Below are 26,227 nucleotides of genomic sequence, written 5' to 3'. Positions count from 1 at the left end.
CGAGGGTGACGAAGGCGGTGAAGGCTTAGCCCCCGACCGTGCCTCCGCCAAGGGCCACGGCGACGTGGTAGGTCACGAAGGCGGCGAGATAGGCCAGGCCGAACATGTAGCCGATCATGATCCACATCCACTTGGCGCTGTTGGTCTCGCGCTTGACCACGCCGAGGGTGGCGACGCACTGCGGCGCGAACACATACCAGGCGAGGAAGGACAGGCCGGTGGCCAGGGACCAGCGCGCGCCGATCAGGGCGGCCAGGCCGCTGTCGATCGCCTCGGGATCGGCGATGGAATAGACCGAGCCGAGGGCGGCGACAGCCACCTCGCGCGCCGCCATGCCGGGGATGAGGGCGATCACCATCTCCCAGGTGAAGCCGATGGGTCGGAAGATCGGCTCCAGCGCATGGCCCAGCATGCCGGCGAAGCTGTAGTCGATGGCCGGTCCGGTCGCCCCTTCCGGCGGATAGGGGAAGGTGCCGGCGGCCCAGACCACGATCATCAGCGGCAGGATGATCCGCCCTGCGCGCTCGATGAAGATGCGGGCGCGCAGCCACAGGTTCATCAGCACCGATCGCAGGTGCGGCGTCTTGTAGGCCGGGAGCTCCATCATGAAGGGCTCGACCGCCCCGCGCCATAACACCTTGCGGATGACGAAGGAGACGATCAGGGCGCTGAGGATGCCGAGGGCGTACAGGCCGAACATCACCAGCCCCTGCAGGCTGACCCAGCCCCAGACGCGCTCGTTGGGGATCAGGGCGGCGATGATGAGCGTATAGACCGGGATGCGCGCCGAGCAGGTCATCAGCGGCGCCACCAGGATGGTGGTCAGCCGGTCGCGTTTGGAATCGATCACGCGCGCGGCCATGACCCCCGGAATGGCGCAGGCGAAGCTGGACAGCAGCGGGATGAAGGCCCGGCCGTGCAGACCGGCGCCGCCCATGATCCGGTCCATCAGGAAGGCGGCCCGGGCCATGTAGCCGAAGTCTTCCAGCAGGATGATGAAGGCGAACAGGATCACGATCTGCGGCAGGAAGACCAGCACGCCGCCGACACCGGCGATGATCCCGTCCACCAGCAGGCTGCGCAGCAGTTCATTGGGCACGACGGCGCCGATCCATTCGCCCAGCAAGCCGAAGCCGGCCTCGATGCCGTCCATGGCCGGGGTCGCCCAGGTGAAGACGGCCTGGAACATCACGAACAGCAGGCCCAGCAGGATGACCAGGCCGCCGACCGGATGCAGCAGCACCGAATCGATGCGGCCGGTCACGGTGTCGGGGCGTTCCGGCGGACGGACCGTGGCCTTGAGGATGCGTTCCGCCTCGCGGTGGGCGGAGCGGATATCCGAGGCTTCGGGCGCCCGCCAGGCCGACGGCAGGCCCGCATCCGTGTGAGCGACGGCGGTTTCCATCGCCGCGACCAGATCGTCGATCCCGCGACGCCGGGTGGCGGTGGTGGTCACGATCGGCACGCCGAGTTCAGCCGAGAGTTTGTCCAGATCGATCCGCTGGCCCTGGCGTTCGGCGATGTCGAACATGTTCAGCGCCAGCACCATCGGCCGGCCGACCTGCTTCAGCTCCAGGATCAGGCGCAGCACCAGCCGCAGGTTGGTGGCGTCGGCGACGCAGACGATGGCGTCCGGCGTGGGCTCGCCCGCCAGACGGCCCAGGACGGCGTCGCGGGTGACCTCTTCGTCGGGACTGCGGGCGCGCAGGGAATAGGTGCCGGGCAGGTCGAGCACGGACAGGGTGCGGCCGGCGGCGCCGCGCACGAAGCCCTCCTTCCGCTCGACGGTCACGCCGGCGTAGTTGGCGACCTTCTGGTGGGCGCCGGTCAGGACGTTGAACAGAGCGGTCTTGCCGCTGTTGGGATTGCCGACCAGGGCGACGCGAGCGGTGCGGAGCGCGACGTCCATCAGGCCGCGACCTCGGCCAGTTCGATGGTCAGGCTGGCGGCTTCATGACGGCGCAGCGCCACGCGCATGTCGTCCACCTTGATGGCGATGGGGTCGGCGCCGAACAGGCCCTGGTGCAGCAGTTCGACCTGCGCGCCTTCGACAAAGCCCAGTTCGAGCAGGCGACGTTCCAGATCGACGGCCTCGGCCTGATGGTGACAATGGTCGCCGACTTCGACGATGACGCCGCGATCACCGAGGCGCGCCTCGCTCAATCTGATGGTCCTGGCCATGAATGCTCACTCTGGCGGGCGGGCGTTTCGGCCTCGCTCCGATTTGGTGTGAGTGATTATCAGGTGCGACAGCAACAGGTCCAGTGCCGCTTTCGGGCGCAAGGTCGCAGGCGGACATTCCGTCCAACTTGCCCGGGCGGCGGCTTGCTTTATCACGGGGCGGCCCGAGGGAGGCCGCCGTCCATGCGTCATTCGTTCGTCCTGGCCGCCCTGGCCGCCCTGGCCGTCGCCGTCCTGCAAGGGTGCGGCCAGCCGCAGCCGCAGTCGGCCGGTCCCGTCGCGCCGACGCCGACGCCGCCGCCTCTGACCGACGCCGAGCGGGCGACGATGCTGACCGCCCTGCCGGCGCCCTATGCGCAGGCGGATCTGGACAACGGACGGGCCGCCTTCGCGCGCTGCCGGTCGTGCCACACCCTGACGCCGAACGGACCGAACATGACGGGCCCCAACCTGTACGGCGTCATGGGTCGCCAGGCTGGCGCGCATCCGGGATTCAACTATTCCAAGGCGGTGCGCGGGGCCGGATTCGCCTGGGACGCGGACCGGATCGATCACTGGCTGGAGAACCCGCGCACCTTCCTGCCGGGCAACAAGATGGCCTATCCCGGCCTGCCCGACCCTGCCGACCGGCGCGATCTGGTCGCCTATCTGAGCATCGAGACGGCGGTGCGGCCGGCCGCGCCCTGAGCCTCAGAATCGACGCCAGATCGCGATGACGGGGCCGTTGGCGACCGGCGTCTCGCGGCCCGCGACGGTGCTGCGCCAGCCGGCCTGGACGCTCCAGTCCCCGAACCGCCGGACAGCCGAGGTTTCGACGGCCAGCCAGCGGGCGCCGGGCCGTCCCTGATCGTCGTCGGCCTGACCCGCGAAGGCCTGAGCCAGGATCATCCAGTCCGGTCCATAGTGGCTGCCCCAGGTCAGGTCGATGCGGGTCTCGTCCGGCAGACCCTGCCGGAATCGACGCGCCGTCTGCAGTTCGAGGAAACGACCCGACGCCGCGAACCGTCCATCGCCGCCGGAGAAGCTGCGGCCGACCGACGCCCTGGCCTCCCAGTCCTGATCGCCCTGGCCAGGGGCGGCGTAGCCGGCGTTGCGCCCCTCCCCGCCTTGTGCGTACCCGCCATAGACACTGACCGCCCATTTGTCGGTGCGGGCGACCTGCCAGGTCAGACCGACCTCGACGGGTCCGCGCCCCTCATAGTCGACGAAAAAATCCCGCCCCTGCTGCCAGTCGCCCTTGAGCTGAAGCGTCAGGCGCTCCGTCAGGCCGTATTCGGCGAAGACCCCGGCGGAAGTGTCGCGGCGCGGCGCAGGCAAAACGACGGCCTCGCCGGAGGGGCCATAGCCCTGGTCCGCCCGCATCTGCTCCAGCTTGAGGATCGCCTGGCCCTTGCCCCTGGGCTGCACCCAGGCGCCCGCGCGGGCGTCTGCGGCCAGGAGCCCAACGCCGATGATCGGCGCGACGACCAGAAGGATCGCCGCGCCCGACCTCAAGCGTCGTAACCTGGAGAACGGCGGTCGAGCATGCGCAGGGCGCCCGGCCAGGCGAGGGCCGAAATGAACGACAGGCCGCCGCCTTGGCCCTTGGTCTCCTCCTGGGCCGCGTCCGGGGCGAACAGGACGCCGTCACGACCCGTCGACAGGGCCGCGACCTGCTGGGCGCAGGCGCGCTCGAGGAAGAACATGCCGACCCAGGCCGCCGCCGCCGTCTGGCCGACCGCCAAGGTGCCGTGATTGCGCAGCAGCATCAGAGGCTTGTCGCCGAGATCTGCCACCAGCCGTTCCTTTTCGTCGGGGTTGAGGGCCAGTCCCTCGTAACCGTGATAGGCCACCTGATGCTGGATCAGGCAGGCGTTCTGGCCGATGGGCAGCAGGCCTTCCTTCTGGGCGGCGACGCCGACGCCCGCCACCGTATGCAGGTGGATGACGAAGTGGGCGTCTTCGCGCGCCGCATGGACCGCCGAATGGATGGTGAAGCCGGCCGGATTGATGAAGTTCTGGGTCTCCTGAACGATCTGACCCTGCAGATCGACCTTCACCAGAGACGACGCCGTGATCTCCTCGAAATACCAGCCGTAGGGATTGATCAGGAAATGATGCTCCGGTCCGGGGACCCGGGCCGAGATGTGGGTGAAGATCATGTCGTCCCAGCCGTGCAGGGCGACGAGGCGGTACAGGGCGGCGAGATCGACCCGCGCCTGCCATTCGGCCTCGGACACGCGGGACTTTAGCGATAGATCGGCGCCGTCGGCCATGGGGCTTCTCCTCCGAAGATGCGCCTCTCCGGGCGGTTTACGTTGATAACGTCGCGCCGGGCGGGGCCTGCCGTCAAGCCGCTGCGAAATGTTAAGCGGTTCAGCATTCGTTAACCCTGCCTTCACCATCGCGGGCGCACCCTGCGGCAAAGGCTGCAAATCCCTGCGCTGGAGCCTGTTTTGGCCGCCCTGCCGATGTCCGAGAGCCCTGAGACGACCGCGATCGGCCCCGCCGATCTGCTGGGGCTGGCGGCCAGTCGGTCCGGCGACGACCGGACACGGCTGATGATGGGGGTGGTCGCCCTGTGCAAGGCCCGTCCGCCCGGCGCGGCCGCCGAGCCCATGCTGGGCGACATCTTCCTGAAACTGATTTCGGACGCCGAGCGCGACATTCGCCAGACCTTGGCGGAAAACCTGGCCGAGGCCGCCTGGGCGCCGCACAGCCTGATCGAACTGCTGATGCTGGACGAGATCGATATCGCCCGGCCCGTGATCGCGCGCAGCCCCCTGATGCGCGACGAAGACCTGTTGCGCGTGCTGGCCGAAGCCACCCTGGAACACCAGATCGAGGTGGCCCGACGGCCGAGGATCAGCGCCCGTGTCGCCGACGCCGTGATCGAGGGCGGACAGCCCGGTCCGATGGCGGCCCTGGCGGACAACGCCAGCGCCGAGATCAGCGAGGGCGGCCTGCAGCGCATGATCGAGGAGGCGCGCCGGATGGCGGCCTTGCGCGTGCCCCTGGCCCGCCACCCACGCCTGAATCGCCGCCTGGCCCAGACCCTGTTCAGCCTGGTCGGAGAAACCCTGCGCCAGGAGCTGCAGGGCCGTTTCGCGGACGCCGGCCCCGCCCTCGCACCCGCCATCGCCGCCGCGATCGAGAGCGCCGTGGATCGTCCGAGACCGGCGATGACGGTGCTGCTGTCCCCCAGCAGCGCGGGCGCGGGCGATCGGGACGAAATGGACCGCCGGCTGGTCGACAAGCTGGCGACGTCCGGGCAACTCCGCGCCGGCTTCCTGATCCGGGCGGTGCGGGAGAAGCAGCTGGGCCTGTTCGAACACGCCCTGGCCAGCCTGAGCGGCCACCCGCTCTCACAGATCCGCAGCGCGGTCCGCCGGCCCTCGGCCGACGCCCTGTTTCTGGCCTGCGCCGGAGTGGGGATCGATCGGGCTGTGTTTCCGACCGTGCTGAAGGAGATGCGGCAGCTGACGGCCGGTTTGCCGGGCGACGAAGCGCCGCCGGACCTGTCGGGCCGCGTGCTGTCGCCGGTCGAGGCCGGCTATGGATTCCGCGTGCTGATGGAGGCGTCGCCGGCGGCGACCGTTTGACATCGGGCCAAGGCTCGGCTTGCGTTGGGCAATGACGAACCTGCCCGCCTCCCCGGCTCTCGCCTTCACCGCCAGCGAACGGCCCGAAGCCCAGTTTTCGCGGGCGCGCCTGGCCAAACTTTACGGGTCGGTTCCTATCGAGGAGGCGGACGTGATCGTGGCCCTGGGCGGCGACGGCTTCATGCTGGAAACCCTGCATTCGGATCTGAAGCGACGCACGCCTGTGTACGGCATGAACCGGGGCTCGGTCGGCTTTCTGATGAACGACTACGACGAGGACGACCTGCCGGCGCGGATCGCGGCGGCGGGCCGGGCCGTCATCCACCCGCTGCAGATGGACGCCTGGGGCGAGGCCGGCGACGTGGTCAGCGGCCTGGCCATCAACGAGGTGTCCCTGCTGCGCCAGACGCGCCAGAGCGCCAAGCTGAGGATCCGCGTCGACGACAAGGTGAGGCTGGACGAGCTGACCTGCGACGGGTGTCTGGTCGCCACGCCGGCGGGATCGACGGCCTATAATCTTTCGGCGCACGGCCCGATCATTCCGCTGGATTCCAAGGTTCTGGCCCTGACGCCGATCAGCGCCTTCCGTCCGCGTCGATGGCGCGGCGCCCTGTTGCCGCATCAGGCGCGGGTGACGTTCGAGGTTCTCGAGGCCGACAAGCGGCCGGTCAGCGCCGTGGCCGACAGCCTGGAGGTGCGACGGGTCAGCCGCGTGCAGGTGCATGAGCGCCGGGACGTCGCCCTGACCATGCTGTTCGACGCCGGGAAGTCGTTCGAGGAGCGGGTGCTGGCCGAGCAGTTCGCCAGCTGAGCCCGGTCAGCGCGCGCCGGCCGGGACCGCGCCGGCGGGTTCGCGGGGCTTCAGTCGTTCGGGGATCTGACGTCCCAGCACCTCGGCCAGGGCCTGCTGGGTGATGAGCAGAACCTCCTCGCGCTGGTAGTAGCTGTTGGACAGGACGATCACGGTGACGTCGCTGTCCGGCTGGTAGGTGGCCAGGTTGCGGAAGCCGGACCAACTGCCCGTGTGATAGATCTGACGATCGGTGAAGGCGGGTTCGACCTCTGTGCCCAGCGGCATGATGAACAGGCCATAGCCCCAGTGGCGATCCGGATTGCGCGTCTCGTCCGGCCGGACGGGCGGCGCATGGTTCGCGGTCATCTCGGCATAGGCGGCCGCCGACAGCAGCTTGCCGCCGTGCAGGGCGCGCTGCCATTTCAGCACGTCGTCCAGGGTGGAATAGAGGGCGCCGGCGCCCTCCACGACGCTGACGTTCGGGCGGTTCTGGGGGATCAGCCCCTCGCGCAGATTGGCGTAGCCGACGACGATCGGTTTGCCGTCGTCCGGGGTATCGCCTAGGCCCGTGTCGGTCATGCCCAGCGGCAGGAAGAAGGTCGCCTTCAGATAGTCGGCGTAGGGCACGCCGGACGCCCGCTCGACGATGTCGGCGGCCAGGTTGAAGCCGGCGTTGTTGTAGGCGAGCTTCTCACCGGGGATCGACCGAAGCGGATAGAGCTTTGAATCTTCTGTCAATTCCGTGAGGTTGGTCGGGGTGACCCGGCGCAGGCCCCAGCCCGGACGTTGCATGACGTCTGGAATGCCCGAAGTATGCGAGATCAGATGCGCGATGGTCAGATCGGCCCAGGCCTCGGGGCACGGCTGGATCCAGGCGCAAACCTTGTCGCCGGTCTTCAGACGCCCCTCGTCCTGAAGCTTCAGGATCGCGGCCGCGGTGAACTGCTTGCTGATCGAGGCGAGACGAAACCGGCTGCCGACGCGAAGCGGCACGGCGTTCTGGATGTCCGCCATGCCATAGACCTGACGGAACAGGATCTGGTCGCCGCGGGCGACGAGCACGGCCCCCATGAAGGCGTTCGGATTGGCGTCCAGCCGCGCCTTGAGCAGGGGCAGGGCCTCGACGACGCGCGGAGGCTCAGAGGCGGAAACGCCTTCGGGACCGGCCTGGCTGGCCGTCGCCGTCGCGCGGTCGGCGCGCAGGGCGAAGGCCCCGCCCAGGGCGCCCGCCAGCACCAGGGCGGCGACCGCCCCGGCCAGGACCCCGCGACGCCGCCAGACCGCCATCAGACGTCGTAGTCCAGACCGAACTGGGCGTAGAGGGCGCGGCTGTCCTGCCAACGCGCGTCGACCTTGACGGTCAGGAACAGGTGCACCGGCCGGTCGAGCAGGACGTTCAGTTCCTCGCGCGACTTCTGGCCGATCCATTTCAGCGTCTGACCGCCCTTGCCCAGGACGATGGGACGCTGGCTCTCGCGCTCGACATAGATGGTCTGCTCGATACGGACCGAGCCGTCGCCCTTTTCGTCGAAGGCCGTGGTTTCGACGGCCGCCGAATAGGGCAGTTCCTCGTGGACGCGCAGATAGACCTTCTCGCGCGTGATCTCTGCGGCCAGGACGCGGAGCGGCACATCGGCCGACTGATCCTCGGGATAGAGCCAGGGACCGGCGGGCATGGCCAGGGCCAGGCGCGTCTTGAGATCCTCGACGCCGTCGCCGCTGAGCGCCGAGATCATGAAGACCTCGGAATAGACGCCCGTCTCGAACAGCGTCTGGGACAGGGCCAACAGGGTGTCGCGGCGCATGCCGTCGATCTTGTTCAGGGCCAGGATGACCCTCGTCCCCGTCGCCTTTAGATTGGCGATGATGGTCTCGGTGTCCTCGGCCGAGCGCCGGTCGGCGGCCGAACCGTCCTTGCCTTCGGAGGCGATATGGGAGGCGGCGTCGATCAGATGGACGACCACGTCGGCGTCTTCCGCCCCCGCCCAGGCCGAGGCGACCATGGCGCGGTCCAGACGGCGACGCGGGGTGAAGACCCCTGGCGTATCGACCAGAACGATCTGGGCGTCGCCCTGCATGGCGATGCCGCGCACCGGGAACCGGGTGGTCTGGACCTTCTGGGTGACGATGGAGACCTTGGTCCCCGTCAGGCGGTTGACCAGGGTCGACTTGCCGGCGTTGGGCGCGCCGATGATGGCGGCGAAACCGGCGCGCTGGTTCTCGGTCGTGGGGGTCTCGGTCAAAGGACGCCTTCCCGTTGCAACATGGCGATAGCGGCCGCCTTTTCCGCCTCCTGGCGCGATCGGCCCTGGGATTCGGCGGGGGCATAGCCTTCGACCGCGACCTCGACGGTGAAGGTCGGGGCGTGATCGCTGCCTGATCTTGCTACGATTCGATAGGCCGGCAGCGGCCGACCCTGCGCCTGGGCCCATTCCTGGAGCGCGGACTTGGGATTGGCGACCGAGCGATCGGCGGGCCGTGCGAACTCCTCGGCCCAGGCGCGGTCGAACACCTCGCGCGCCGCCTCGATCCCGGCGTCCAGATAGACGGCGGCCAGCAGGGCCTCGACCGCGTCGGCAATCAGCCCGTCCTTGCGGCGGCCGCCGCTCTTGGTCTCACCCGGCGAAAGCCTGAGCGCCGAGCCGACGCCGAGCGCGGCGCCGACGCGGGCGCAGGCCGTCTTGTCGACCAGGGCGTGAAGCCGCGACGACAGGGCGCCCTCGTCGGCCTCGGGGAAATCGCGGTGCAGGCGCTCGGCGACCAGCAATCCCAGGACGCGGTCGCCCAGGAATTCCAGCCGCTCGTTGTCGCGCGGCGCGTTGTGGGTCTGGGGCTGAACCCCCTCGCCCACGCTGGCATGGGTCAGGGCCCGGTCCAGCAGGGCCCGGTTCCGGAAGTCGTGACCGAGCCGGCGGACCAGTTCGGCCGCAGCTTCGGCGCGACCGTTGGTGGTCATTCCAGGATGCGGAAGAAGCGGCTGGGCCGGACCTTGGTGAACCAGCTGACCGGGTTGAACAGCGATGCGCCGGGCTGCCACGAGAACATGATGATCTGCGCCTTGCCGACCAGGTTCTCGGCCGGAACCAGGCCGACCCCGGCGGAGCGCTCCACCCGGCTGTCGATCGAATTGTCGCGATTGTCGCCCATCATGAAATAGTGGCCCTCGGGCACGGTATAGACCGGAGTGTCGTCCAGATCGCCGCCCGGACCGAAGTCCTGGGTGGTGAAGGTCTTGCCGTTCGGCAGGGTCTCACGCGAGATCGTCGCGCCGCGCGGGCCGAAGGCATCGACCACCTGGGTCGAACGGACCTCGGCGTCCTGCACCGGCTGGCCGTTGATGTAGAGCTGGTTGGCGATCATCTGCACCGTGTCGCCGGGCAGGCCGATCACGCGCTTGATGTAGTCGGTCTTGTTGTCGCGCGGCAGCTTGAACACGACGATGTCGCCGCGGTTCGGATCGCGGCCGAGCACGCGTCCCTCGCCCAGCGGCAGGTTGATCGGCAGGCCGCTGGAATACTTCGAATAGCCGTAGGACCACTTGGAGACGACGATGTAGTCGCCCTCGTAGAGGTTCGGCTCCATCGACGCCGAGGGGATGGTGAAGGGCTGGAACAGCAGCACACGCAGCACGAAGGCGATCAGCAGGGCGAAGACCACGGTCTTCACCACCTCGACCGTCTCGCTGGCGGCCGAGCGGGGCTCCGGCTCATCCTTGACGCGGGCCGCCTTGGGGATGGGTTCGCCGCGCGGGCCGTCCTCGAACGGGGCGTCGCCGTCGTCACTCCAGATCGGGCGGCGATCGGACTTCGGCGACGGCTCCACAGAGGGGGTCGCGTCCGGCGCGGTCCCGGCGTCGGTGGAATTCTTGTCGTCGCTCATCGTTCGGCGTGTCCGTTTCCGCCGGAATCCGGCGCGTTCGGCCCGACTATAGTCTGATCAGGCCAGCGGCAAGGCCTCGATCACCACGAAGGCGAGCGCATAGGGGTGTTCGTCGCTGAGAGTCAGGTGGATTTTCGCCTCATGTCCCGGCGGCGTCAGGCGGCGCAGGTGCGCCAGCGCCGGGCCTGTCAGCGCCAGGGTCGGCTGGCCCGAAGGCAGGTTCACCACCCCCATGTCGCGCCAGTAGACGTCGCGCCGCATGCCGGTGCCCAGGGCCTTGGCGCAGGCCTCCTTGGCGGCGAACCGTTTGGCGTAGCTCCAGGCGGCGTCGGGCTTGCGGTCCGACCGCGTACGCTCGATTTCTGTGAAGCAGCGGTACTTGAAGCGATCGCCGAAGCGGTCGAGCGACGCCTGAATGCGGCGGATGTCCGACAGGTCCGCGCCGACGCCGATGATCACGCCTCGCCCTCCCGCCCGTCGCCGGCCCGGGCGGCGTCCATCAGATCGCGCATGCGGCGGATCGACGGGCCGAGGCCCACGAAGATGGCCTCGCCGATCAGGAAGTGGCCGATGTTCAGTTCCATCAGCTCCGGTATGGCCGCCACGGCCGTGACCGTGTCGTAGTCGATGCCGTGTCCGGCGTGGACCTCCAGCCCCAGGGCGGCGGCCTGGGCGGCGCCGGCGGCGAGGGCGGCCATCTCGCGATCGGCCTCCTCCGGACGTCCCTCGCGCACGGCGTCGCAATAGGCGCCGGTATGCAGTTCGACGACGGCGGCGCCCGTGCGGTGCGCGGCCTCGATCTGGGCCGGATCGGCGCCGATGAACAGGGACACGCGCGACCCCGCCTCGTTCAGTCTGCTGACGAAGGGCGTGACCCAGTTGTGCCCGGCGACGACGTCCAGGCCGCCCTCGGTCGTTCTCTCCTCGCGCTTCTCAGGCACCAGGCAGACGGCGTGCGGGCGGTGATGCAGGGCGATGGTCAGCATCTCCTGCGTGACCGCCATCTCTAGATTCAGCGGGCGCGCCTCGGCGTTCAACAGCGCCGACAGGCGGTCGATGTCGCTGTCCGAGATATGGCGGCGATCCTCGCGCAGATGGGCGGTGATGCCGTCCGCCCCTGCGGCCAGAGCTTCCTGCGCCGCCCGGACAGGGTCCGGATACAGGCCGCCCCGCGCGTTCCGCACCGTCGCGACGTGGTCGATGTTGACGCCGAGTCTCAGTGGCTTCGACAACTCAAGCTCCGCTCAACCGCCGGCTGCCCGGATCCTCGACCGGCAGAGCGGCCAGTTCGGGCGGCAGGGCGTCGGCGGGATAGGCCGGCACATCCAGCGTCGCCAGGGCGATCAGGGGCACGCCGACATCGGCCCGGCCGCCGGAGCGATCGACGATGCAGGCGGCGGCGACCACGATCCCGCCCGCCTTCTGGATGGCGGCGATGCATTCGCGCGACGACAGGCCGGTGGTGACGATGTCCTCGACCATGACCACCTTTTCGCCCGGCTCGACATGGAAGCCGCGCCGCAGTTTGAACTCGCCGCCCTCGCGCTCGACATACATGGAGCGGACGCCAAGGTGTTTCGCCGTCTCATAGCCGGGGATGATCCCGCCCACGGCCGGGGAGATGGCCACGTCCACCGGCCCGACCGCCGCCGTCACCTTCTCCGCCAAGGCCTTGCACAGCCGGGCGCAACGCTCTCCGTCCATGAACACCAGGTTCTTCTGCAGGAAGACGGGACTGTGCAGCCCGGAGGACAGCACGAAATGGCCTTCGCGCAGGGCGCCGGCGCCGCGGAATTCGTCGAGAACATCATCGGAGGTCATGGCGATCGCATACTGCCTATCGAGAGTCGGATGAAGGGTCGGGACTGTTCTGATCGATGTTTTCACCCGGTCGCAGCCCGCCCTCCAGCAAGCGCGCCCACACCCCTTCGGCGTCGTCGGCGAAGGCGAACAGTTTCAGATTATCGGCAGAGATCATGCCGTGCTCGACCAGGGCGTCGAAATTGACGACCGATCGCCAATACGATTCGTCGAACAGGACGATGGGGATGGGCGGCGCCTTTTCCGTCTGGCGCAGGGTCAGTATCTCGAACAGTTCGTCGAACGTGCCGAACCCGCCCGGGAACACCACCAGGGCGTTGGCCCGCATCGCCAGATGCATCTTGCGCATCGCGAAATAGTGGAAGCGGAAGGTCAGGTCCGGCGTCGACCAGGCGTTCGGCTCCTGTTCGTGCGGCAGGGTGATGTTGAAGCCGATCGACGGCGCCCCGGCCTCGGTCGCCCCCTGGTTGGCGGCCTCCATCACGCCGGGACCGCCGCCGGTGGCGATGACATTGTCGCGCGGTTCGCCAACGGCGCCGCGCAGGGCCCCGCCGCGCTCCGAGGCGAGACGGCCGAACGCCCTCGCCTGATCGATCCAGCGTCCGCGCGGGCCGGCGTCCCCCGCCCTCGCCCGCGCCGTGCCGAACACCACAATCGTCGAGCGCACGCCCCAGGCCCTGAGCGCCTCCTCGGCCTTGGCGTACTCCAGCAGGAAGCGCACGCCGCGCATGGAATCGCCCAGCAGGAAGTCCTGATCCATCGCCGCCATCCGGTAGGACGGGGAGGCCATCTGGTCGGCGTTCGAGCGAGGCGGTTGGGGAGATGCGACGTCGGTCATGGCGTCAGTCTAGGAGTTGAGACGCGCCGGCGGGAGCCCCCTCTCACCGTGCATCCCGGCGAAGGCCGGGATCCAGCACCGGTCCGGCCGCCGACCACCGCCACGGCCTCCTGTTCGGAGGAAATGTCAGAGCCTGGACCCCGGCCTTCGCCGGGGTGCACGGCTCTGAAGGAAGTCAGCTAGAAGTCCCTCAGCCCCTGGCGCGCTCGACGGCCTCGACGGCGGGGTTGGCGCGCAGGGCGGCCATGATGGCGGTGGCGTGTTTGGCGTCCTCGACCTCGACATCGAAGTTCAGGTCGAAGAAGTCCTCGGCGCGGTGGCTGAGGACCAGGTTGCGGATATTGCCGCCGGCCTCGCCGATGGTGGTGGTGACCTGACCCAGGACGCCGACCCCGTTCCGGACGGTCGCCTTCAGGCGTGCAATCGCCAGCGCCTGCTTCTCGGCCTGGGGCGTCCATTGCAGATCATGCCAGGCGCTGTCGTCATCGGCGAAGTCGGCCAGGCGCTGACAATCGATGGTGTGGACCGTCAGCCCCTTGTCCGGTTCCAGAATGCCGACGATGCGGTCGCCCGGCAGGGGCGAGCAACACTGGCCGAAATGGATGCTGACGCCCGGCGTCAGGCCGCCGCCGCGCACGAACAGGCGCGCCTGGCCGTCCTGGATCCGCTTGCGGTTCGCGCCCGGACCGATCACGCCCTTCAGCTGCGGGAACAGGCCCTCGGCGACCTTGACCGGCGACACCCGGCCCCGGCCGATGCCCTCGAACAGGTCGGTCTCGTTGTCGATGACCAGGGTCTCCAGAACCGACTTGAGCGACACGCCGTCCAGCGACTTGCCGACCTTTGTCAGGGTCTGTTCCAGCGACGCCTTGCCCAGACGTGCGAACTCCTCCCGCTCGGCCCCGCGCAGGTGCCGGCGGATGGCCGAACGCGCCCGGCCCGTGACCGTCAGCGAGCGCCAGTCCGCATGGGCTTCCCGCTTGGCGCCGCGGATGATCTCCAGCACGTCGCCGTTCTGCAGCACCGTCCGCATCGGCTTGAGTTCGCCGTTGATCTTGACGCCCACCGCCGTGTCCCCAACCTCGGTGTGGACGGCATAGGCGAAGTCCAGGGGCATGCCGCCGCGCGGCAGGGTGATCAGCCGCCCCTTGGGCGTGAAGCAGAAGACCTGCTCCAGATACATTTCCAGCTTGGCGTGCTCGACCCAGTCCTCGCCGCCCTCGCCATGTTCGATCACCTGGACCAGATGACGGAGGTTCTGCAGGGGGTCCCGCCCGCCGCCGGCCTGCATGGCCTCGGTGTCCAGGCCGTAGGACTGGTTCTTGTAGGCCCAGTGCGCCGCCACCCCGTCCTCGGCCACGCGATCCATGGCCTCGGTGCGGATCTGCATCTCGATGCGCAGGCCGCCGGGACCGATCACCGTCGTGTGCAGCGAGCGATAGTTGTTCGACTTTGGCGTCGAGATGAAGTCCTTGAACCGCTCCGGCACCACCGGCCAGGCGCGATGCAGGACGCCCAACGCGCGGTAGCAGTCATCCTCGTACGGCACGATGACGCGAAAGCCGTAGATGTCCGACAGGGCCGAAAAGCCCACCGTCTTGCGCTGCAACTTGCGCCAGATCGAATAAGGCGTCTTCTGCCGGCCGAAGACGCGGGCGTCGATGCCGGCCTCGTCCAGCACCCGTTCGACCTCGTGGGCGACGCCCTCGATGGCGTGGCCGTGTTCCAGCTTCAGGGCCTCGAGCCGGCGCTGGATCGCCGTGCGCGCCGTCGGATTGAGATGCTCGAAGGCCAGTTCTTCCAGTTCGGAAGCGATGGAGTGAATGCCGATCGAGCGGCCGAGCGGCGCATAGACTTCCAGCGTCTCGCGGCTGATGCGCTCGCGCTTCTCGGGCTTCACGAAATGTAGCGTCCGCATGTTGTGCAGACGATCGGCCAGTTTGACCAGCAGCACCCGCACGTCGCGGCTGATGGCCAGAATGAACTTCCGCAGGTTCTCGGCCTGACGGGTGTGCTCGGCCTGAAGCTCCAGCCGGCTCAGCTTGGTGACGCCCTCGACCAGGACGGCGATCTCTTCGCCGAACATGTCCGCGATGTCGTCGCGGGTGGCGGTGGTGTCCTCCACCACATCATGCAGCAAGGCCGTGACGATGGTCGCCGTGTCCAGCCGATAGTCGGTCAGAATGCCGGCGACCTGGATCGGATGAGCGAAATAGGGATCGCCGGAGGCGCGCAGCTGCGAGCCGTGCATCCGCATGGCGTAAACATAGGCCCGGTTGATCAGGGCCTCGTCGGCGGTCGGATCATAGGCCTTGACCGCCTCGACCAGCTCGAACTGGCGCATGACGCGGGCGCGCGTTTCGGGCGCAGCGACGGGTTCGGCCGCCGCCGGTCGAATCGCGATGTCAGGAACCGGCGGGGAGCTGTCGGTCCGCGCCGGAAGAATGGTGACGCCGGTGACGGGCTCGGCCGTCAGTAGCGTTCCTCCTGACCGCCGTCGCGGTCGCTTTGCAGGGCGCGGATCAGCTCCTGCTCGGCCATGTTCATGTGCTGGGGCTCGGCCAGCAGGGCCACGACCTCGGCCTCGTCCTCGGCCTCGGTGCGCTCATCGACGCGTTGCAGGGCGACGACGATGGTCTCGGTCAGCTCATCCGGGATGACCTTGTCCTCGGCCAATTCGCGCAGGGCGACGACCGGGTTCTTGTCGTTGTCGCGGTCCAGCATCAGGGGCGCGCCGTTGGCGATCGCGCGGGCGCGGTTGCCGGCCAGCAGGACCAGACCGAAACGGTTCGGCACCTTTTCGATGCAGTCTTCGACAGTGACGCGAGCCATGGGAATCCTTCGGGGGCGATCCGGGAGAGCGGGAGAAAATAGAGAAAGCCGGGGCGTTGTGCAACGCCAGATGGGCGAATCTTGGGCGGCGGGCCGAACCGGAAGTCAGCGGTCAGGCCGCGCGTCGCCGCCCACAGTCGCCCCGCGCGCCAGTTCAACGGCTGATCCTCCGGACGGATGCACCCAATCCGGCGCGATTTCCGCCAGGGGCCCCATGACGAAGAGGCGCTCGGCCGCGCGGGGGTGCGGCAGGATCAGTCCGTCCAGATCGCCGCTCAGCCGACCATAGGCGATCAGGTCCAGATCGAGGGTCCGGGGCGCGTTGCGGGCCCCGCGAACCCGGCCCATGGCGTCCTCGATGCGGCCCAGAGCGGCCATCAGCTCCGTCGGAGCCAGCGCCGTCTCCACGCGAACGACGCCGTTGAGGAAGGGCGGGTCCTCAGGGTTGGGCCAGGCCTGCGAGGACCACCAGCCGGAGCGGGCGACGACATCCACGCCCTCCGGCCGGAAGCGGGCCAGCGCCGCCTCAAGCGCCTCGCGACAGGAGGCCCAGACCCCCTTGTCATTGCAGCCCAGGGCGACGAAGACAGCGTCGTCCAGGCCGTCCGCGCCCGGACCCGCGCCGTCCATATTGGCGGCGCCGGAGATCGATATTTCAGCAGGATCGCCCATGCAGCTTCATCCGACCGAACGCGTCGCCCTGTTCATCGACGGCGCCAATCTCTACTCCGCCGCGCGAAATCTCAACCTGGACATGGATTTCCGCAAGCTGCTGGACAGTTTTCGCGACCGCGCCCAACTGGTCCGAGCCTACTATTACACCGCCGTGGTCGAGGGCGAGGAGTTCTCGGCGGTGCGGCCGCTGGTGGACTGGCTGGGCTACAACGGGTTCTCGACGGTGACCAAGCCGGTCAAGCGGTTCACCGACGCCCAGGGCCACAGCCGCACCAAGGGCAACATGGACATCGAGATCGCCGTGGACATGCTGGAGCTGGCCCCCCGGCTGGATCACGCCGTGCTGTTCTCGGGCGACGGCGACTTCCGGCGGCTGGTGCAGGCGGTCCAGGCGCGGGGCGTGCGGGTGACGGTGGTGTCGACCCTCAAGAGCCAACCGCCGATGATCGCCGACGACCTGCGCCGTCAGGCGGACGCCTATGTCGATCTGAACGACATGACCGGCGACTGGTGCCGGCCGCGCGGCGCGGGCTGAGGCCTTCTGCGGCCTCCGCAGCGGACGCCCGGACAGATCGACATTCGATGATCGGCAGGACATGATCCCGGCAGCACAAGTTCGCGGGCCGCTACGGCGCGCATGATCTCGGAGAGTTCGCATGCTGGCGTCACTTCTCACCGCCCTGGCGCTTCAGGTCGCACCCGCCGCAAGCGCACCGCCGCCCACTCCGGCAGCCCAGTCCGAACAGGAGGCCGTCGATCTCGGCGAAGTGACGGTCGAGGGCCGCCGGCTGGAGGACATGACCCGGGACTTCGTCCGCGAAATCGCTGCGCCGGCGCGAAACCGGGGCATCGCGCGTTGGCGTGACGGCGTGTGCGTCGGCGTCGCCAATCTGCAGAACGACCTGGCGCAGTATATCGTCGATCGCGTGTCGACCGTGGCCGAGGACGTGGGACTGCGTCCGGGCGTCCCCGGATGCACACCGTCGGTGCTTATCGTGGCGGTGGCCGACGCCAACGCCTTCACCCCGCGCTTTGTCGACAAGCGACCGCGGCTCTTCCGCGTCGGCGGCGCGGGCATGGACAGGGGTCGCGCGGCCCTGGAGCAGTTCAAGCAGAATGACCTGCCCGTGCGCTGGTGGATCGTGTCCGCCCCCGTAGATGATGATTCACGGACGATCGCCGTGCGGCTGTTCGGCGAAGAGGCGCCCTTCATCAGCCGGCGAGGCGTTTCCAGCCTGAACACCCAGATCGTGGACGACACCAAACGCGCCTTCATCATCGTGGACGTCGACAAGCTGGGGGACGTCAGCACCGAGCAACTGGCCGACTATCTGGCCTTCGTCACCCTGGCCCAGATCGATCCGGAGGCTGACACCAGCGGCTATCGGTCGATCCTGAACGTCTTCGACGATCCAGAGGCCACCCCCACCCTCACCGACTGGGACAAGGCCTATCTGACGGGCCTCTACCAGGCGATCCGGACGCGACGGAACCCCGCCGCCAGTTCGATGGAGGTGGTGTCGTCAATCGTCCGGGCGCGCCGCGCCATGGACCGCGCCGAGCCCGACGTCACCGACTGACATCGCCCGAATCCGCTGTCTACCGGCGGCGAACGTTGTGATTCGTCGGGGATCGTGAGACCGTCGCCAGACGCCATGCGCCGCTGGTCTGGAGGTTCCCGATGCCCATCGCCCTAGCCGCCGCCCTCGCCCTGTTCAGCGCCTCTCCGGCGGACGAGGGCGTGACCCGCCACATGCAGGACGCGGCCCCCGTCGCCGGCTCCCCCGGAGCGGTCGATCTGGGCGAGATCACAGTCGATGGCCGACGTCTGGAAGACATGACCCGCAGCTTCGTGCAGGAGGTGGCCGCCCCGGCGAGAAACCGCGGCCTGGCGCGCTGGCGCAGCGGCCTGTGCGTGGGGGTTGCGAACCTTCAGAACGACGTCGCCCAGTACATCGTGGATCGGGTCTCCACGGTCGCCGAGGACATGGGACTGGTCGTCGGCGAGCCGGGTTGCACGCCGACCGCCCTGATCGTCGCCGTCGCCGACGCCAACGCCTTCACGCCTGATTTCGTCGCCAAGCGCCCCCGCCTGTTCCGCGTCGGCGGCGCGGGCATGGATCTCGGCGGGGCCGCTCTGGAGCGGTTCATCCACAACGATCAGCCCGTGCGCTGGTGGGTCGTGTCGGCGCCCACGGACAACGACACCGGTCAGATCGCCGTCCGCCTGTTCGGTCATCACAACTACGTCCACAACACCAGCACCTCCGCTTTCGAGAAGCCGGAGAATTTCGCGCCCCAGATCTATCTCCGCGGCGCATCTCGACTGTCCACGCAGATCGTGGACGACACCAAGCGGGTCTTCGTCATCGTCGATGTGGACAAGATCGGCGAGGTCACGACGGAACAACTGGCGGACTACATCGCCTTCGTCACCCTGGCCCAGATCGACCCCGAGGCCGACACAAGCGGCTATCTCTCGGTGCTGAACGTCTTCGACGAGCCGACACAGGCGTCGGGTCTGACCCAATGGGATCGGGCCTATCTGAGCGGCCTGTACGACGCCGTCCGCACCCGCAAGGACCTGCGCGCCGGCGCGACCGAGATCATCGCCTCCATCGTCGATGCGCGCCGTGACATGGAAGCGGCGGAGCCGCCCGAAGGAAACTGAGGCCGAGCCACGCCCGATTGAAAACCGACGGGCGCCAGGAGCGAGGAAAGCAAACGCCAGATGTTCGCGGCCATTGTTCTAGCGATCACCCTCTCGGCGACCGGAGGGCCCGCCCAGTCTCAGACACACGAGCCGCCGCCGGACGTCGTCGCCGATGTGGTCGTGCAGGGGCAGTCGCTGCGACGGGCCGTCGAAGAGTTCGTGGACGAGGTTGTCGCCCCGTTGGACCGACGCGGCCCCGCGCGGTGGAACCGCAGCGTCTGTGTCGGGGTGGTCAACTTCCAGCGCGAGGCGGCCCAGGTCCTGGCGGATCAGGTGTCCTCTGTCGCCCTGGAGGCCGGGCTGGACATCGGCGAACCGGGATGCAGCCCCAATGTCCTGATCATCGCCACCGACGATGGATCGGGCCTGGTACGAGGGCTGGTGGCCGAACGGCCCCAGGCCTTTCGGGCGCCCTATGCCGGCGCGCCGCGACATTCGGCGGCGCTGCAGCGGTTTCAGGACACGTCCGCGCCAGTCCGGTGGTGGCACATCAGCATGCCCATGATCCGCGACACCAACCGCCCCGCCGTGCGCATGTTCGGCGAGGGAGCGCCGTTCATCGCGGGCGGAAATCGCCTACAGAACCCCATTAGAAACGATCTTCAGAAGGTTTTCGTCATCGTCGATGTGGCGGCGGCCGAGGGCGTCGATATTCGGCGGCTGGGCGACTATGTCGGCATGGTCGCCCTGTCGCAGATCGATCCCCTGGCCGAGACCTCGACCTTCGACACAGTCCTGAATCTGTTCCGTGACGAGCGACACGAGGTCGCCCTCACCGAATGGGACAGATCTTATTTGCACGCCCTCTACGGCGCCGAACTGAACCGAAGGGCTTCCAACCAGCAGACGGGCGAAATCGCAGACTCCATGCTCCGTGACCGCCAGCGGAACCGGGATGCAGCGGCGACCGAACCGTAGGCCGGACGATAACGTCGAACCCGGATCGACGCCCAGTTCCTGCCCCGACCCTTTTCAGCCGAGCGCCCCTGCGAAGGCCGGGGACCAGATCCGGACGCCCGTGGCAGGGTCTTCCTAAAGAGGATCAACGTCGGACAAGGTGTATCGCCATCTGGACCCCGGCCTTCGCCGGGGTGCACGGTGTGGCGTGGCGCCCTAACGCCTTTACCGGTGTTCCTTCATCAGCCGGGCCTTGTCGCGCTGCCAGTCGCGTTCGGCCGAGGCCTCGCGCTTGTCGTGCAGCTTCTTGCCCTTGGCCAGGGCGATCTCCAGCTTGGCCTTGCCGTCTTCGTTCAGATACAGGCGGACGGGGATGATGGTCTGGCCGTCCTTCTGGACGGCGCCGATGAAGCGGTCGATCTGCTTGCGGTGCAGCAGCAGCTTCCGGGGCCGGCGCGGCTCGTGATTGAAACGATTGGCCTGTTTGTAGGGCGGGATGTCGGCGTTGATCAGGACGATCTCGCGCCCTTCGACGGCGGCGTAGGATTCGGCGATATTTGCGCGCCCGTCGCGCAAGGCCTTGATCTCTGTGCCCAGCAGTTGGATCCCCGCCTCGACATTGTCCTCGAGGAAGTAGTCGAAGCGCGCGCGGCGGTTCTCGGCGATGGTCTTCGCCTGGCCGGTCTTCTTCTTTTCGCCGCGGGGCGGAGGGGCCATCAGTGCGCTCCGGCCGCGACCATGGCGGCGTCGAGGATGGGCTTCACCTCGTCGCGGGTGACCACCAGGGGCAAACGGATTTCCTCGGTGCACAGGCCCAGCTTCGCCAGGGCGTATTTGGCCGGCGACGGAGAATTGTCGAGGAACAGCGCCTTGTGCAGCGAAATCAGCCGATCCTGCCACGACCGGGCCGAGGCCAGATCGCCGGCCGTCAGCGCCTTCTGCAACGCCACCATGGCCTCGGGCGCGACGTTGGAGGTGACCGAGATCACACCCACCCCGCCGTGGGCGACATAGCCGAGGAAGCTGGAATCATCGCCCGAGATCAGGGCGAAACGGCCGTCGGCGGCCCCCGGGATGTTGGCGTGCATCCAGCTGACGCGGGCCATGTCGGCCGTGGCGTCCTTGATGCCGACGATGTTCGGATGGGCCGCCAGGGCCGCCGTCGTCTCATTGGACAGGTCGCAGCCGGTGCGGCCGGGCACGTTGTACAGCACGATCGGCAACTGCACCGCTTCGGCCACGGCCTCGAAATGCGCCTGCAGACCCGCCTGCGACGGGCGGTTGTAGTAGGGGGTGACGATCAGGGCGCCGTCGGCCCCGACCGTCTTGGCATGACGAACCAGGTCGATGACCTTGTCTGTGGCCGCGGCCCCCGCCCCGGCCAGAACCCGAACACGACCGGCGGCGACGCTGACGCAGCGTTCGATGACGGCCAGGCGCTCGGCGGTGGTCAGACTGGCGCTCTCGCCGGTGGTGCCCATGGCGACGACGCCCTCCACCCCTGCGGCGATCTGGCGCTCCAGCAGGCGGTCGAAAGCGGCTTCGTCCACCTTTCCGTCACGAAGTGGTGTGATCAGGGCGGTGATCACGCCCTTGAACAGGGGGGCGGTCATGGTGAGAACTCTACCTGAATGGGAAACGGCGGGTATCTACCCGCGACAAGCCGTAAAGGGTAGGTCGGCGTGTCGCGCGCCGCAACTGTATGAATGGGGTAAGGAAGATCATGCTGGCGACCTCGATCGCGGCCGCACTGGCGGTTCTCGCTCCGCTGCCCCAGACCACGGCCGGCCTGAACGCCGAAGGCCCGACGCCGTACAGCCAGGTCGCCGGCGCCTCCTATCAGCCGCGCGTGCTGAACGACGCCGACACCGCCGCCTTCCGCCAGGGCCTGGCCGCCGCCCGCGCGAAGGACATCGCCGGCGCCCGCGGTGCGATCAATCAGATCGGTGATCCGGCGGCGCGCAAACTGGTCGAATGGGCCCTGGTCGACACCTCGGCTGACCGGATGTCCTGGCGCGAACTGTCGGATGACGCCCGGACGCTTCGCGACTGGCCGCGCGCCGACGCGCGCGTTTCGGCGACCGAAATCGCCCTCGATCGCGCCGGCGTGTCGGCCAATGAGGTGCTTGGCTATTTCGGGTCGGACCAGCCCGCCACCGTTCAGGGCGCCATCGCCCTAGCCTGGGCGCTGGAGCAGACGGGCCGCCAGGGCGAGGCGCAGCGGCTGGTGCGCGACTGGTGGCGGACGCAGTCCTTCGCCGAGGCCGACCAGAGCCGCTTTCTGGCCCGCTGGAGCGGCTGGCTGAGCCAGGACGACCACGACGCCCGCCTCGGCGTGCTGCTCAGCGGGCCGCACGGGCCGGCGACCCGCGCCATGGTGAACCTGGCCTCGGCCGACCGCCGCGCCACCGCCCAGGCGGCCATGACCCTGCGATCGGCCTACAGCCCCGATGCTGTCGTGGCCGATCTGACCCCGAACCAGGCGCTCGATCCGGCCGTGGTGCAGGAACGGGTGCGGATCCTCCGCGCGGCCAACCGCAACAATGAAGCTTACCCCCTGCTCCGCTATCTGCCGGCCGCGCCCTCGCATCGGGACGGCCAGGACACGCTGTGGAGCGAGCGTCGCAATCTGTTCATCGACGCCTTGCAGGACCGAAACTGGCAGGCGGCCTATGACGCCATGAACGGCCACGGCTTCCCGTCGGGCGACCGTCTGGTGGACGCCGAGTTCTTCGCCGGCTGGGTCGCCCTGACCAAGCTGGGCGATCCCGGCCGCGCCGCCCAGCATTTCGAACGGCTGCGCACCGTGTCCTCGACCCCGATCACCCAGGGGCGCGCAGCCTACTGGCTGGGTCGCGCCGCCGAGGCGCGGGGCGACCAGGCCGGGGCCCAGCAGTGGTACCGGTCCGGCGCCCAGTACATCCAGACCTTCTACGGCCAGCTGGCGGCGGAGAAGGCCGGGTACGGCTCGATCACCCTGCCCGGCGATCCGTCGCCGACCTCGGCCGACGTCGCCCAGTTCGAGAACCGCGAACTGGTCCGCGCCATGCGCATTCTCGGCGAAACGGGCGAGATGGGCCTGTTCCGGGTGTTCGCCTACCACCTCGACGACTCCGTGCCCCTGCCGACCGACCTGGCCCTGCTGATGGACCTGTCGCGCGGCTACGGCGAGGGCTTCACCGCCATGATGGTGGGCCGCGCGGCCAGCCAGCGCGGCGTGCTGATGCCCGAGCGGATGTATCCGGTCCGCATTCCGCCCTCGGTTCCCGGCGCGGCGCCGCTGGAGTTCACCCTGGCCATCACCCGCCAGGAATCGAGTTTCGACCCCCGCGCCCGTTCGCACGCCGACGCGCGCGGCATGATGCAGTTCCTGCCCTCCACGGCCTCTGGGGTCGCCCGTCGGCTGGGCATGCCCTACTCGGCCGAGCGGCTGTGGGACCCTGACTACAACATGACCCTGGGCAGCTATCATCTGGGCGAGCTGATGAATCAGTTCGGCGGATCGATGCTGCTGACCACCGTGGGCTACAACGCCGGGCCCGGCCGCCCGTCCCAGTGGATCGCCCGCTGCGGCGACCCGCGCGGCGGTCAGGTCGATCCCGTCGACTTCATCGAGTGCGCGCCCTTCACCGAGACGCGCAACTACATGATGCGAGTGATGGAGAACATGGCCGTCTACAAGGCGCGGCTGAACGGCGGAACGGCGCCTCTGACCACCTCGTCCGACATCGCACGCGGCGTCGCGGGGATGGGCGCGTCGTCGGTCGGCAGCGGCCCCCGACCCTATATTCCCTGACGCGGCTCAGACCGGCTCGATCAGACCCCGAAGCAGGGCCGCGCCCATCGCCTGCCCCAAGGCTTCGCCGTCGCCCCATTCGAAATAGGGCTTGGTGATGATCAGGGACACCACGCCGTGGACCCCGGCCCAGAACAGCTGGGCAGACACCCGTGCGTCCGGCACGATCAGACGGCCGTCGGCCTGAAGCCGGTCCAGCACGCTCTGCAGCGAGCCGAACAGCTCGGCCCCCAGTTGCTGTGCCGCGGTCTCGGCGCCGTCCCGCGCCTCGATCGGACGCGTCAGATAGACCAGCCGGTAGGCGTTGGGATTGCGGAAGCCGAAGGCGACGTAGGCGTCCAGCATGCGCTTCAGCTGCTGCTCGGCGTCGGCGGTGTCGGCCAGGATGCGGCGGTTGGAGGCGATCAGCTTTTCGAACGTCTCACGACAGATCTCATGCAGGATTTCGCCCTTGTCGGCGAAATGCATGTACAGGGCGGTGGACGACAGTCCGACCTCGTCGGCGATCTTGCGGATGGTGGCGCCCTCGTAGCCGTGCTCCACGAAAATCCGTTCGGCGGCCGCCAGCATTTCGGCGCGGCGGGAGTGGCCCTCCCCCTTGGGCTTGCGGGTCCTGGACGACTTCTCGACCCCGACCGACGTGCGATCCCTGGCGATACTGGACAATGGGCGGCTCCTGCTGCGTCTCCTGAATAGGCCCATTCCCGGCCGACCGCCAAGGCTTGCGACATTGGCGTAACATCGTTACGTATCTGGAATGTCCGGAAACATCGCGGAGAGTTGGACCGGATCGCCTCCGCCTCGCCCGACCGCCGCCTATCGCGGGCTGAGCCTGGGCCAGTGGTCGTTCTGGGCGGCCCTGCCAGCCATCGCCGTATTGGGACTGATTCAGGCCCCTGACCTGCTGGCCTTGATCAGCTTCGCGCTGGTGCAGGCCGCCTTCCTCGCGGTCGGGCTCTGGCGCCTGACCCTGGCCACGACAGGGCTGAGGCGTCCGGCCGCCCCGGTTCCTGTTCCGACCCCGGACCTGCCGCGCTACACCATCCTGGCGGCGTTGCATGATGAGGCCGAGGTCGTGCCGCAGTTGATCCGGCGACTGGCGGCCATCGACTATCCGCCGGACCGGCTGCAGGCGATGCTGCTGCTCGAGACGGACGACGCGCCCACGATCGCCGCCGCCCTGACGACCCCGCGTCCGGACTGGCTGCAGGTGGTGATCGTGCCGGACGGCCGCCCGCGCACCAAGCCGAGGGCGCTGAACCATGGTCTGGCCCGCGCGACAGGCGACCTGGTGACCATCTATGACGCCGAGGATCAGCCGCATCCGGGCCAGTTGCGTGAGACGGCCGCGCGGTTCGCCGCCGACGTCGAGGAACAGGTGGGCTGCATCCAGTCGCCCCTGCGAATCCGGCCGGTCGACCACGCCGATCTGGGCGGACGGCTGCTGGGGCGGCAGTTCGCGGTGGAGTACGCCGCCCTGTTCGAGGTGACCCTGCCGGCGATGGCGCAGTTGGGCCTGCCTTTTCCGCTGGGCGGGACCAGCAACCACTTCCGCATCGAAGCCTTGAGACAGGCCGGCGGCTGGGACGCGTGGAACGTCACCGAGGACGCCGACCTGGGGCTGGCGCTCTGGCGGGACGGATGGCGACTGGATGTGGCGCGCCTGCCGACCCTGGAGACGGCGCCGCGCCGACTGCACGACTGGCTGCCCCAGCGCACGCGATGGCTGAAAGGCTTCCTGCAGACCTGGGGCGTGCACACGCGCGATCCCCGCGGCCTGGGCTGGCGAGGCAATCTGGCGCTGGTCATGACCATCGGCGCGCCCCTGGTCTCGGCCGCCTGTCATGCGGGGTCGCTGGCGGTGATCGCGGTGCTGGTGATGGTGGCGCTTCTGGCGGGGTTGCCGCCCGCTGCGCCCATAGCGGCGATGGGGGTGATGAGCCTGGGGATCGTCTCGGCCTGGATCAACGGCGCGATCGGGGCCCGGCGGGCCGGCGTGCGGTTCGGCCTGTTCGAGATCGCCACCTCGCCTGTCGTCTGGGCCCTTCTCAGCCTGGCCCTGGCGCATGCGGTCTGGCGGTTGCTGCGGGAGCCGTTCGCCTGGGACAAGACGGCGCACGAGCCGGACCGGATCGAGGTCGAGGCCCAGATCGACGCCGACGACCCGCTGCTGGAAATCGACAAGGCGCTTCGCTTCGGGACCGTCTCGCATTAAGCAGCG

At 68.6% G+C, this 26,227-nt stretch carries 27 protein-coding genes; 9 read left to right on the top strand and 18 right to left on the bottom strand.

The genetic code is table 11. From position 1 onward, the window contains the following. Positions 1–25: 25 nt before the first annotated feature. On the bottom strand, positions 26–1,909 hold the full coding sequence (gene feoB / locus ACO2Q1_RS11500) for a ferrous iron transporter B (protein ID WP_423329605.1): 1,884 nt from the start codon (positions 1,907–1,909) through the stop codon (positions 26–28). Next, positions 1,909–2,181: a FeoA family protein gene (locus ACO2Q1_RS11495; protein ID WP_423329604.1), complete on the bottom strand. Its 273-nt coding sequence runs from the start codon at positions 2,179–2,181 to the stop codon at positions 1,909–1,911. Before ACO2Q1_RS11495 ends, feoB begins: the two co-directional genes overlap by 1 nt. A 183-nt stretch (positions 2,182–2,364) precedes the next feature. Between ACO2Q1_RS11495 and ACO2Q1_RS11490 the strand changes: the two genes are divergently transcribed. Next, positions 2,365–2,868 carry a c-type cytochrome gene (locus ACO2Q1_RS11490; RefSeq protein ID WP_423329603.1) on the top strand — a complete coding sequence of 168 codons (504 nt, stop codon included), beginning with the start codon at positions 2,365–2,367 and terminating at the stop codon, positions 2,866–2,868. Between the two features lie 3 nt (positions 2,869–2,871). Here the strand turns inward: ACO2Q1_RS11490 and ACO2Q1_RS11485 are convergent, their stop codons facing one another. Both ACO2Q1_RS11485 and ACO2Q1_RS11480 read right to left on the bottom strand, forming a co-directional pair. Next, entirely contained in the window at positions 2,872–3,675 is an 804-nt protein-coding gene (locus ACO2Q1_RS11485; RefSeq protein WP_423329602.1) for a hypothetical protein, read from the bottom strand. Then, complete coding sequence (locus ACO2Q1_RS11480; RefSeq protein WP_423329601.1) at positions 3,672–4,436, bottom strand: class II aldolase/adducin family protein; 765 nt, start codon at positions 4,434–4,436, stop codon at positions 3,672–3,674. The genes ACO2Q1_RS11485 and ACO2Q1_RS11480 overlap by 4 nt, the downstream gene beginning before the upstream one ends. A 180-nt stretch (positions 4,437–4,616) precedes the next feature. On the opposite strand from ACO2Q1_RS11480, the gene ACO2Q1_RS11475 reads away from it, so the two are divergent. Together ACO2Q1_RS11475 and ACO2Q1_RS11470 are read left to right on the top strand one after the other, a co-directional pair. Next, the gene (locus ACO2Q1_RS11475) at positions 4,617–5,762 is read left to right on the top strand and encodes a DUF2336 domain-containing protein (RefSeq protein WP_423329600.1); all 1,146 of its coding nucleotides are present in this window, start codon (positions 4,617–4,619) and stop codon (positions 5,760–5,762) included. A gap of 31 nt (positions 5,763–5,793) precedes the next feature. After that, positions 5,794–6,573 carry an NAD kinase gene (locus ACO2Q1_RS11470; RefSeq protein ID WP_423329599.1) on the top strand — a complete coding sequence of 260 codons (780 nt, stop codon included), beginning with the start codon at positions 5,794–5,796 and terminating at the stop codon, positions 6,571–6,573. 6 nt (positions 6,574–6,579) lie between these two features. Here ACO2Q1_RS11470 and ACO2Q1_RS11465 read toward each other — a convergent pair whose 3' ends face one another. The 11 genes from ACO2Q1_RS11465 to folK all read right to left on the bottom strand — a co-directional run bounded on the left by ACO2Q1_RS11465 (position 6,580) and on the right by folK (position 16,555). Beyond that, entirely contained in the window at positions 6,580–7,842 is a 1,263-nt protein-coding gene (locus ACO2Q1_RS11465) for a serine hydrolase domain-containing protein (RefSeq protein WP_423329598.1), read from the bottom strand. Further along, on the bottom strand, positions 7,842–8,798 hold the full coding sequence (gene era / locus ACO2Q1_RS11460) for a GTPase Era (protein WP_423329597.1): 957 nt from the start codon (positions 8,796–8,798) through the stop codon (positions 7,842–7,844). The genes ACO2Q1_RS11465 and era overlap by 1 nt, the downstream gene beginning before the upstream one ends. Next, on the bottom strand, positions 8,795–9,511 hold the full coding sequence (rnc, locus tag ACO2Q1_RS11455) for a ribonuclease III (RefSeq protein WP_423329596.1): 717 nt from the start codon (positions 9,509–9,511) through the stop codon (positions 8,795–8,797). The genes era and rnc overlap by 4 nt, the downstream gene beginning before the upstream one ends. After that, positions 9,508–10,434 (bottom strand): signal peptidase I, encoded by a 927-nt coding sequence (lepB, locus tag ACO2Q1_RS11450; protein WP_423329595.1) that lies wholly within the window; start codon positions 10,432–10,434, stop codon positions 9,508–9,510. The genes rnc and lepB overlap by 4 nt, the downstream gene beginning before the upstream one ends. Before the next feature lie 57 nt (positions 10,435–10,491). Continuing rightward, positions 10,492–10,893 (bottom strand): holo-ACP synthase, encoded by a 402-nt coding sequence (acpS, locus tag ACO2Q1_RS11445; RefSeq protein ID WP_423329594.1) that lies wholly within the window; start codon positions 10,891–10,893, stop codon positions 10,492–10,494. Then, positions 10,890–11,666, bottom strand: coding sequence for a pyridoxine 5'-phosphate synthase (locus tag ACO2Q1_RS11440; protein ID WP_423329593.1), 777 nt, complete (start codon positions 11,664–11,666; stop codon positions 10,890–10,892). Before ACO2Q1_RS11440 ends, acpS begins: the two co-directional genes overlap by 4 nt. 1 nt (position 11,667) lies before the next feature. Further along, positions 11,668–12,255, bottom strand: coding sequence for an orotate phosphoribosyltransferase (gene pyrE, locus ACO2Q1_RS11435; RefSeq protein WP_423329592.1), 588 nt, complete (start codon positions 12,253–12,255; stop codon positions 11,668–11,670). A gap of 16 nt (positions 12,256–12,271) precedes the next feature. Next, positions 12,272–13,093: a TIGR00730 family Rossman fold protein gene (locus ACO2Q1_RS11430; RefSeq protein WP_423329591.1), complete on the bottom strand. Its 822-nt coding sequence runs from the start codon at positions 13,091–13,093 to the stop codon at positions 12,272–12,274. Between the two features lie 190 nt (positions 13,094–13,283). Next, positions 13,284–15,437 carry a RelA/SpoT family protein gene (locus tag ACO2Q1_RS11425; RefSeq protein ID WP_423329590.1) on the bottom strand — a complete coding sequence of 718 codons (2,154 nt, stop codon included), beginning with the start codon at positions 15,435–15,437 and terminating at the stop codon, positions 13,284–13,286. 128 nt (positions 15,438–15,565) lie between these two features. Further along, complete coding sequence (gene rpoZ, locus ACO2Q1_RS11420) at positions 15,566–15,925, bottom strand: DNA-directed RNA polymerase subunit omega (protein ID WP_423329589.1); 360 nt, start codon at positions 15,923–15,925, stop codon at positions 15,566–15,568. A gap of 105 nt (positions 15,926–16,030) precedes the next feature. Beyond that, positions 16,031–16,555 carry a 2-amino-4-hydroxy-6-hydroxymethyldihydropteridine diphosphokinase gene (gene folK / locus ACO2Q1_RS11415; protein WP_423329631.1) on the bottom strand — a complete coding sequence of 175 codons (525 nt, stop codon included), beginning with the start codon at positions 16,553–16,555 and terminating at the stop codon, positions 16,031–16,033. A gap of 40 nt (positions 16,556–16,595) precedes the next feature. On the opposite strand from folK, the gene ACO2Q1_RS11410 reads away from it, so the two are divergent. The 4 genes from ACO2Q1_RS11410 to ACO2Q1_RS11395 all read left to right on the top strand — a co-directional run bounded on the left by ACO2Q1_RS11410 (position 16,596) and on the right by ACO2Q1_RS11395 (position 20,231). Then, entirely contained in the window at positions 16,596–17,135 is a 540-nt protein-coding gene (locus tag ACO2Q1_RS11410) for an NYN domain-containing protein (protein ID WP_423329588.1), read from the top strand. Between the two features lie 121 nt (positions 17,136–17,256). Further along, positions 17,257–18,180 (top strand): hypothetical protein, encoded by a 924-nt coding sequence (locus ACO2Q1_RS11405; protein WP_423329587.1) that lies wholly within the window; start codon positions 17,257–17,259, stop codon positions 18,178–18,180. A 101-nt stretch (positions 18,181–18,281) separates the two neighbouring features. Then, positions 18,282–19,271 carry a hypothetical protein gene (locus ACO2Q1_RS11400; RefSeq protein ID WP_423329586.1) on the top strand — a complete coding sequence of 330 codons (990 nt, stop codon included), beginning with the start codon at positions 18,282–18,284 and terminating at the stop codon, positions 19,269–19,271. Positions 19,272–19,331: 60 nt separating this feature from the next. Further along, positions 19,332–20,231, top strand: coding sequence for a hypothetical protein (locus tag ACO2Q1_RS11395; protein WP_423329585.1), 900 nt, complete (start codon positions 19,332–19,334; stop codon positions 20,229–20,231). Positions 20,232–20,435: 204 nt separating this feature from the next. On the opposite strand, the gene smpB is transcribed toward ACO2Q1_RS11395, so the two are convergent. Both smpB and dapA read right to left on the bottom strand, forming a co-directional pair. After that, complete coding sequence (smpB, locus tag ACO2Q1_RS11390; RefSeq protein WP_423329584.1) at positions 20,436–20,927, bottom strand: SsrA-binding protein SmpB; 492 nt, start codon at positions 20,925–20,927, stop codon at positions 20,436–20,438. Next, entirely contained in the window at positions 20,927–21,823 is an 897-nt protein-coding gene (gene dapA, locus ACO2Q1_RS11385) for a 4-hydroxy-tetrahydrodipicolinate synthase (protein ID WP_423329583.1), read from the bottom strand. Before dapA ends, smpB begins: the two co-directional genes overlap by 1 nt. A 110-nt stretch (positions 21,824–21,933) precedes the next feature. On the opposite strand from dapA, the gene ACO2Q1_RS11380 reads away from it, so the two are divergent. Next, positions 21,934–24,006, top strand: a complete 2,073-nt coding sequence (locus ACO2Q1_RS11380; protein ID WP_423329582.1) for a transglycosylase SLT domain-containing protein — start codon at positions 21,934–21,936, stop codon at positions 24,004–24,006. A 6-nt stretch (positions 24,007–24,012) separates the two neighbouring features. Here ACO2Q1_RS11380 and ACO2Q1_RS11375 read toward each other — a convergent pair whose 3' ends face one another. Beyond that, positions 24,013–24,672: a TetR/AcrR family transcriptional regulator gene (locus ACO2Q1_RS11375; protein WP_423329581.1), complete on the bottom strand. Its 660-nt coding sequence runs from the start codon at positions 24,670–24,672 to the stop codon at positions 24,013–24,015. Positions 24,673–24,763: 91 nt separating this feature from the next. Between ACO2Q1_RS11375 and ACO2Q1_RS11370 the strand changes: the two genes are divergently transcribed. Further along, a complete protein-coding gene (locus ACO2Q1_RS11370) occupies positions 24,764–26,221 on the top strand; it encodes a glycosyltransferase family 2 protein (RefSeq protein WP_423329580.1) in 1,458 nt (485 codons plus the stop codon). The last annotated feature ends 6 nt before the right edge of the window (positions 26,222–26,227 follow it).

The sequence above is a fragment of the Brevundimonas sp. VNH65 genome, assembly GCF_049445955.1.
Lineage (GTDB): Bacteria > Pseudomonadota > Alphaproteobacteria > Caulobacterales > Caulobacteraceae > Brevundimonas.
This window is presented reverse-complemented; position numbering and strand designations above follow the sequence as displayed.

Excerpts from the sequence above, each read along its gene's own strand:
- feoB (WP_423329605.1), bottom strand. The coding sequence starts at position 1,909 with ATGGACGTCGCGCTCCGCACCGCTCGCGTCGCCCTGGTCGGCAATCCC.
- ACO2Q1_RS11495 (WP_423329604.1), bottom strand. The coding sequence starts at position 2,181 with ATGGCCAGGACCATCAGATTGAGCGAGGCGCGCCTCGGTGATCGCGGC.
- ACO2Q1_RS11490 (WP_423329603.1), top strand. The coding sequence starts at position 2,365 with ATGCGTCATTCGTTCGTCCTGGCCGCCCTGGCCGCCCTGGCCGTCGCC.
- ACO2Q1_RS11480 (WP_423329601.1), bottom strand. The coding sequence starts at position 4,436 with ATGGCCGACGGCGCCGATCTATCGCTAAAGTCCCGCGTGTCCGAGGCC.
- ACO2Q1_RS11470 (WP_423329599.1), top strand. The coding sequence starts at position 5,794 with ATGACGAACCTGCCCGCCTCCCCGGCTCTCGCCTTCACCGCCAGCGAA.
- ACO2Q1_RS11465 (WP_423329598.1), bottom strand. The coding sequence starts at position 7,842 with ATGGCGGTCTGGCGGCGTCGCGGGGTCCTGGCCGGGGCGGTCGCCGCC.
- rnc (WP_423329596.1), bottom strand. The coding sequence starts at position 9,511 with ATGACCACCAACGGTCGCGCCGAAGCTGCGGCCGAACTGGTCCGCCGG.
- lepB (WP_423329595.1), bottom strand. The coding sequence starts at position 10,434 with ATGAGCGACGACAAGAATTCCACCGACGCCGGGACCGCGCCGGACGCG.
- pyrE (WP_423329592.1), bottom strand. The coding sequence starts at position 12,255 with ATGACCTCCGATGATGTTCTCGACGAATTCCGCGGCGCCGGCGCCCTG.
- ACO2Q1_RS11430 (WP_423329591.1), bottom strand. The coding sequence starts at position 13,093 with ATGACCGACGTCGCATCTCCCCAACCGCCTCGCTCGAACGCCGACCAG.
- ACO2Q1_RS11425 (WP_423329590.1), bottom strand. The coding sequence starts at position 15,437 with ATGCGCCAGTTCGAGCTGGTCGAGGCGGTCAAGGCCTATGATCCGACC.
- rpoZ (WP_423329589.1), bottom strand. The coding sequence starts at position 15,925 with ATGGCTCGCGTCACTGTCGAAGACTGCATCGAAAAGGTGCCGAACCGT.
- folK (WP_423329631.1), bottom strand. The coding sequence starts at position 16,555 with ATGGACGGCGCGGGTCCGGGCGCGGACGGCCTGGACGACGCTGTCTTC.
- ACO2Q1_RS11410 (WP_423329588.1), top strand. The coding sequence starts at position 16,596 with ATGCAGCTTCATCCGACCGAACGCGTCGCCCTGTTCATCGACGGCGCC.
- ACO2Q1_RS11405 (WP_423329587.1), top strand. The coding sequence starts at position 17,257 with ATGCTGGCGTCACTTCTCACCGCCCTGGCGCTTCAGGTCGCACCCGCC.
- ACO2Q1_RS11400 (WP_423329586.1), top strand. The coding sequence starts at position 18,282 with ATGCCCATCGCCCTAGCCGCCGCCCTCGCCCTGTTCAGCGCCTCTCCG.
- ACO2Q1_RS11395 (WP_423329585.1), top strand. The coding sequence starts at position 19,332 with ATGTTCGCGGCCATTGTTCTAGCGATCACCCTCTCGGCGACCGGAGGG.
- smpB (WP_423329584.1), bottom strand. The coding sequence starts at position 20,927 with ATGGCCCCTCCGCCCCGCGGCGAAAAGAAGAAGACCGGCCAGGCGAAG.
- dapA (WP_423329583.1), bottom strand. The coding sequence starts at position 21,823 with ATGACCGCCCCCCTGTTCAAGGGCGTGATCACCGCCCTGATCACACCA.
- ACO2Q1_RS11380 (WP_423329582.1), top strand. The coding sequence starts at position 21,934 with ATGCTGGCGACCTCGATCGCGGCCGCACTGGCGGTTCTCGCTCCGCTG.
- ACO2Q1_RS11370 (WP_423329580.1), top strand. The coding sequence starts at position 24,764 with ATGTCCGGAAACATCGCGGAGAGTTGGACCGGATCGCCTCCGCCTCGC.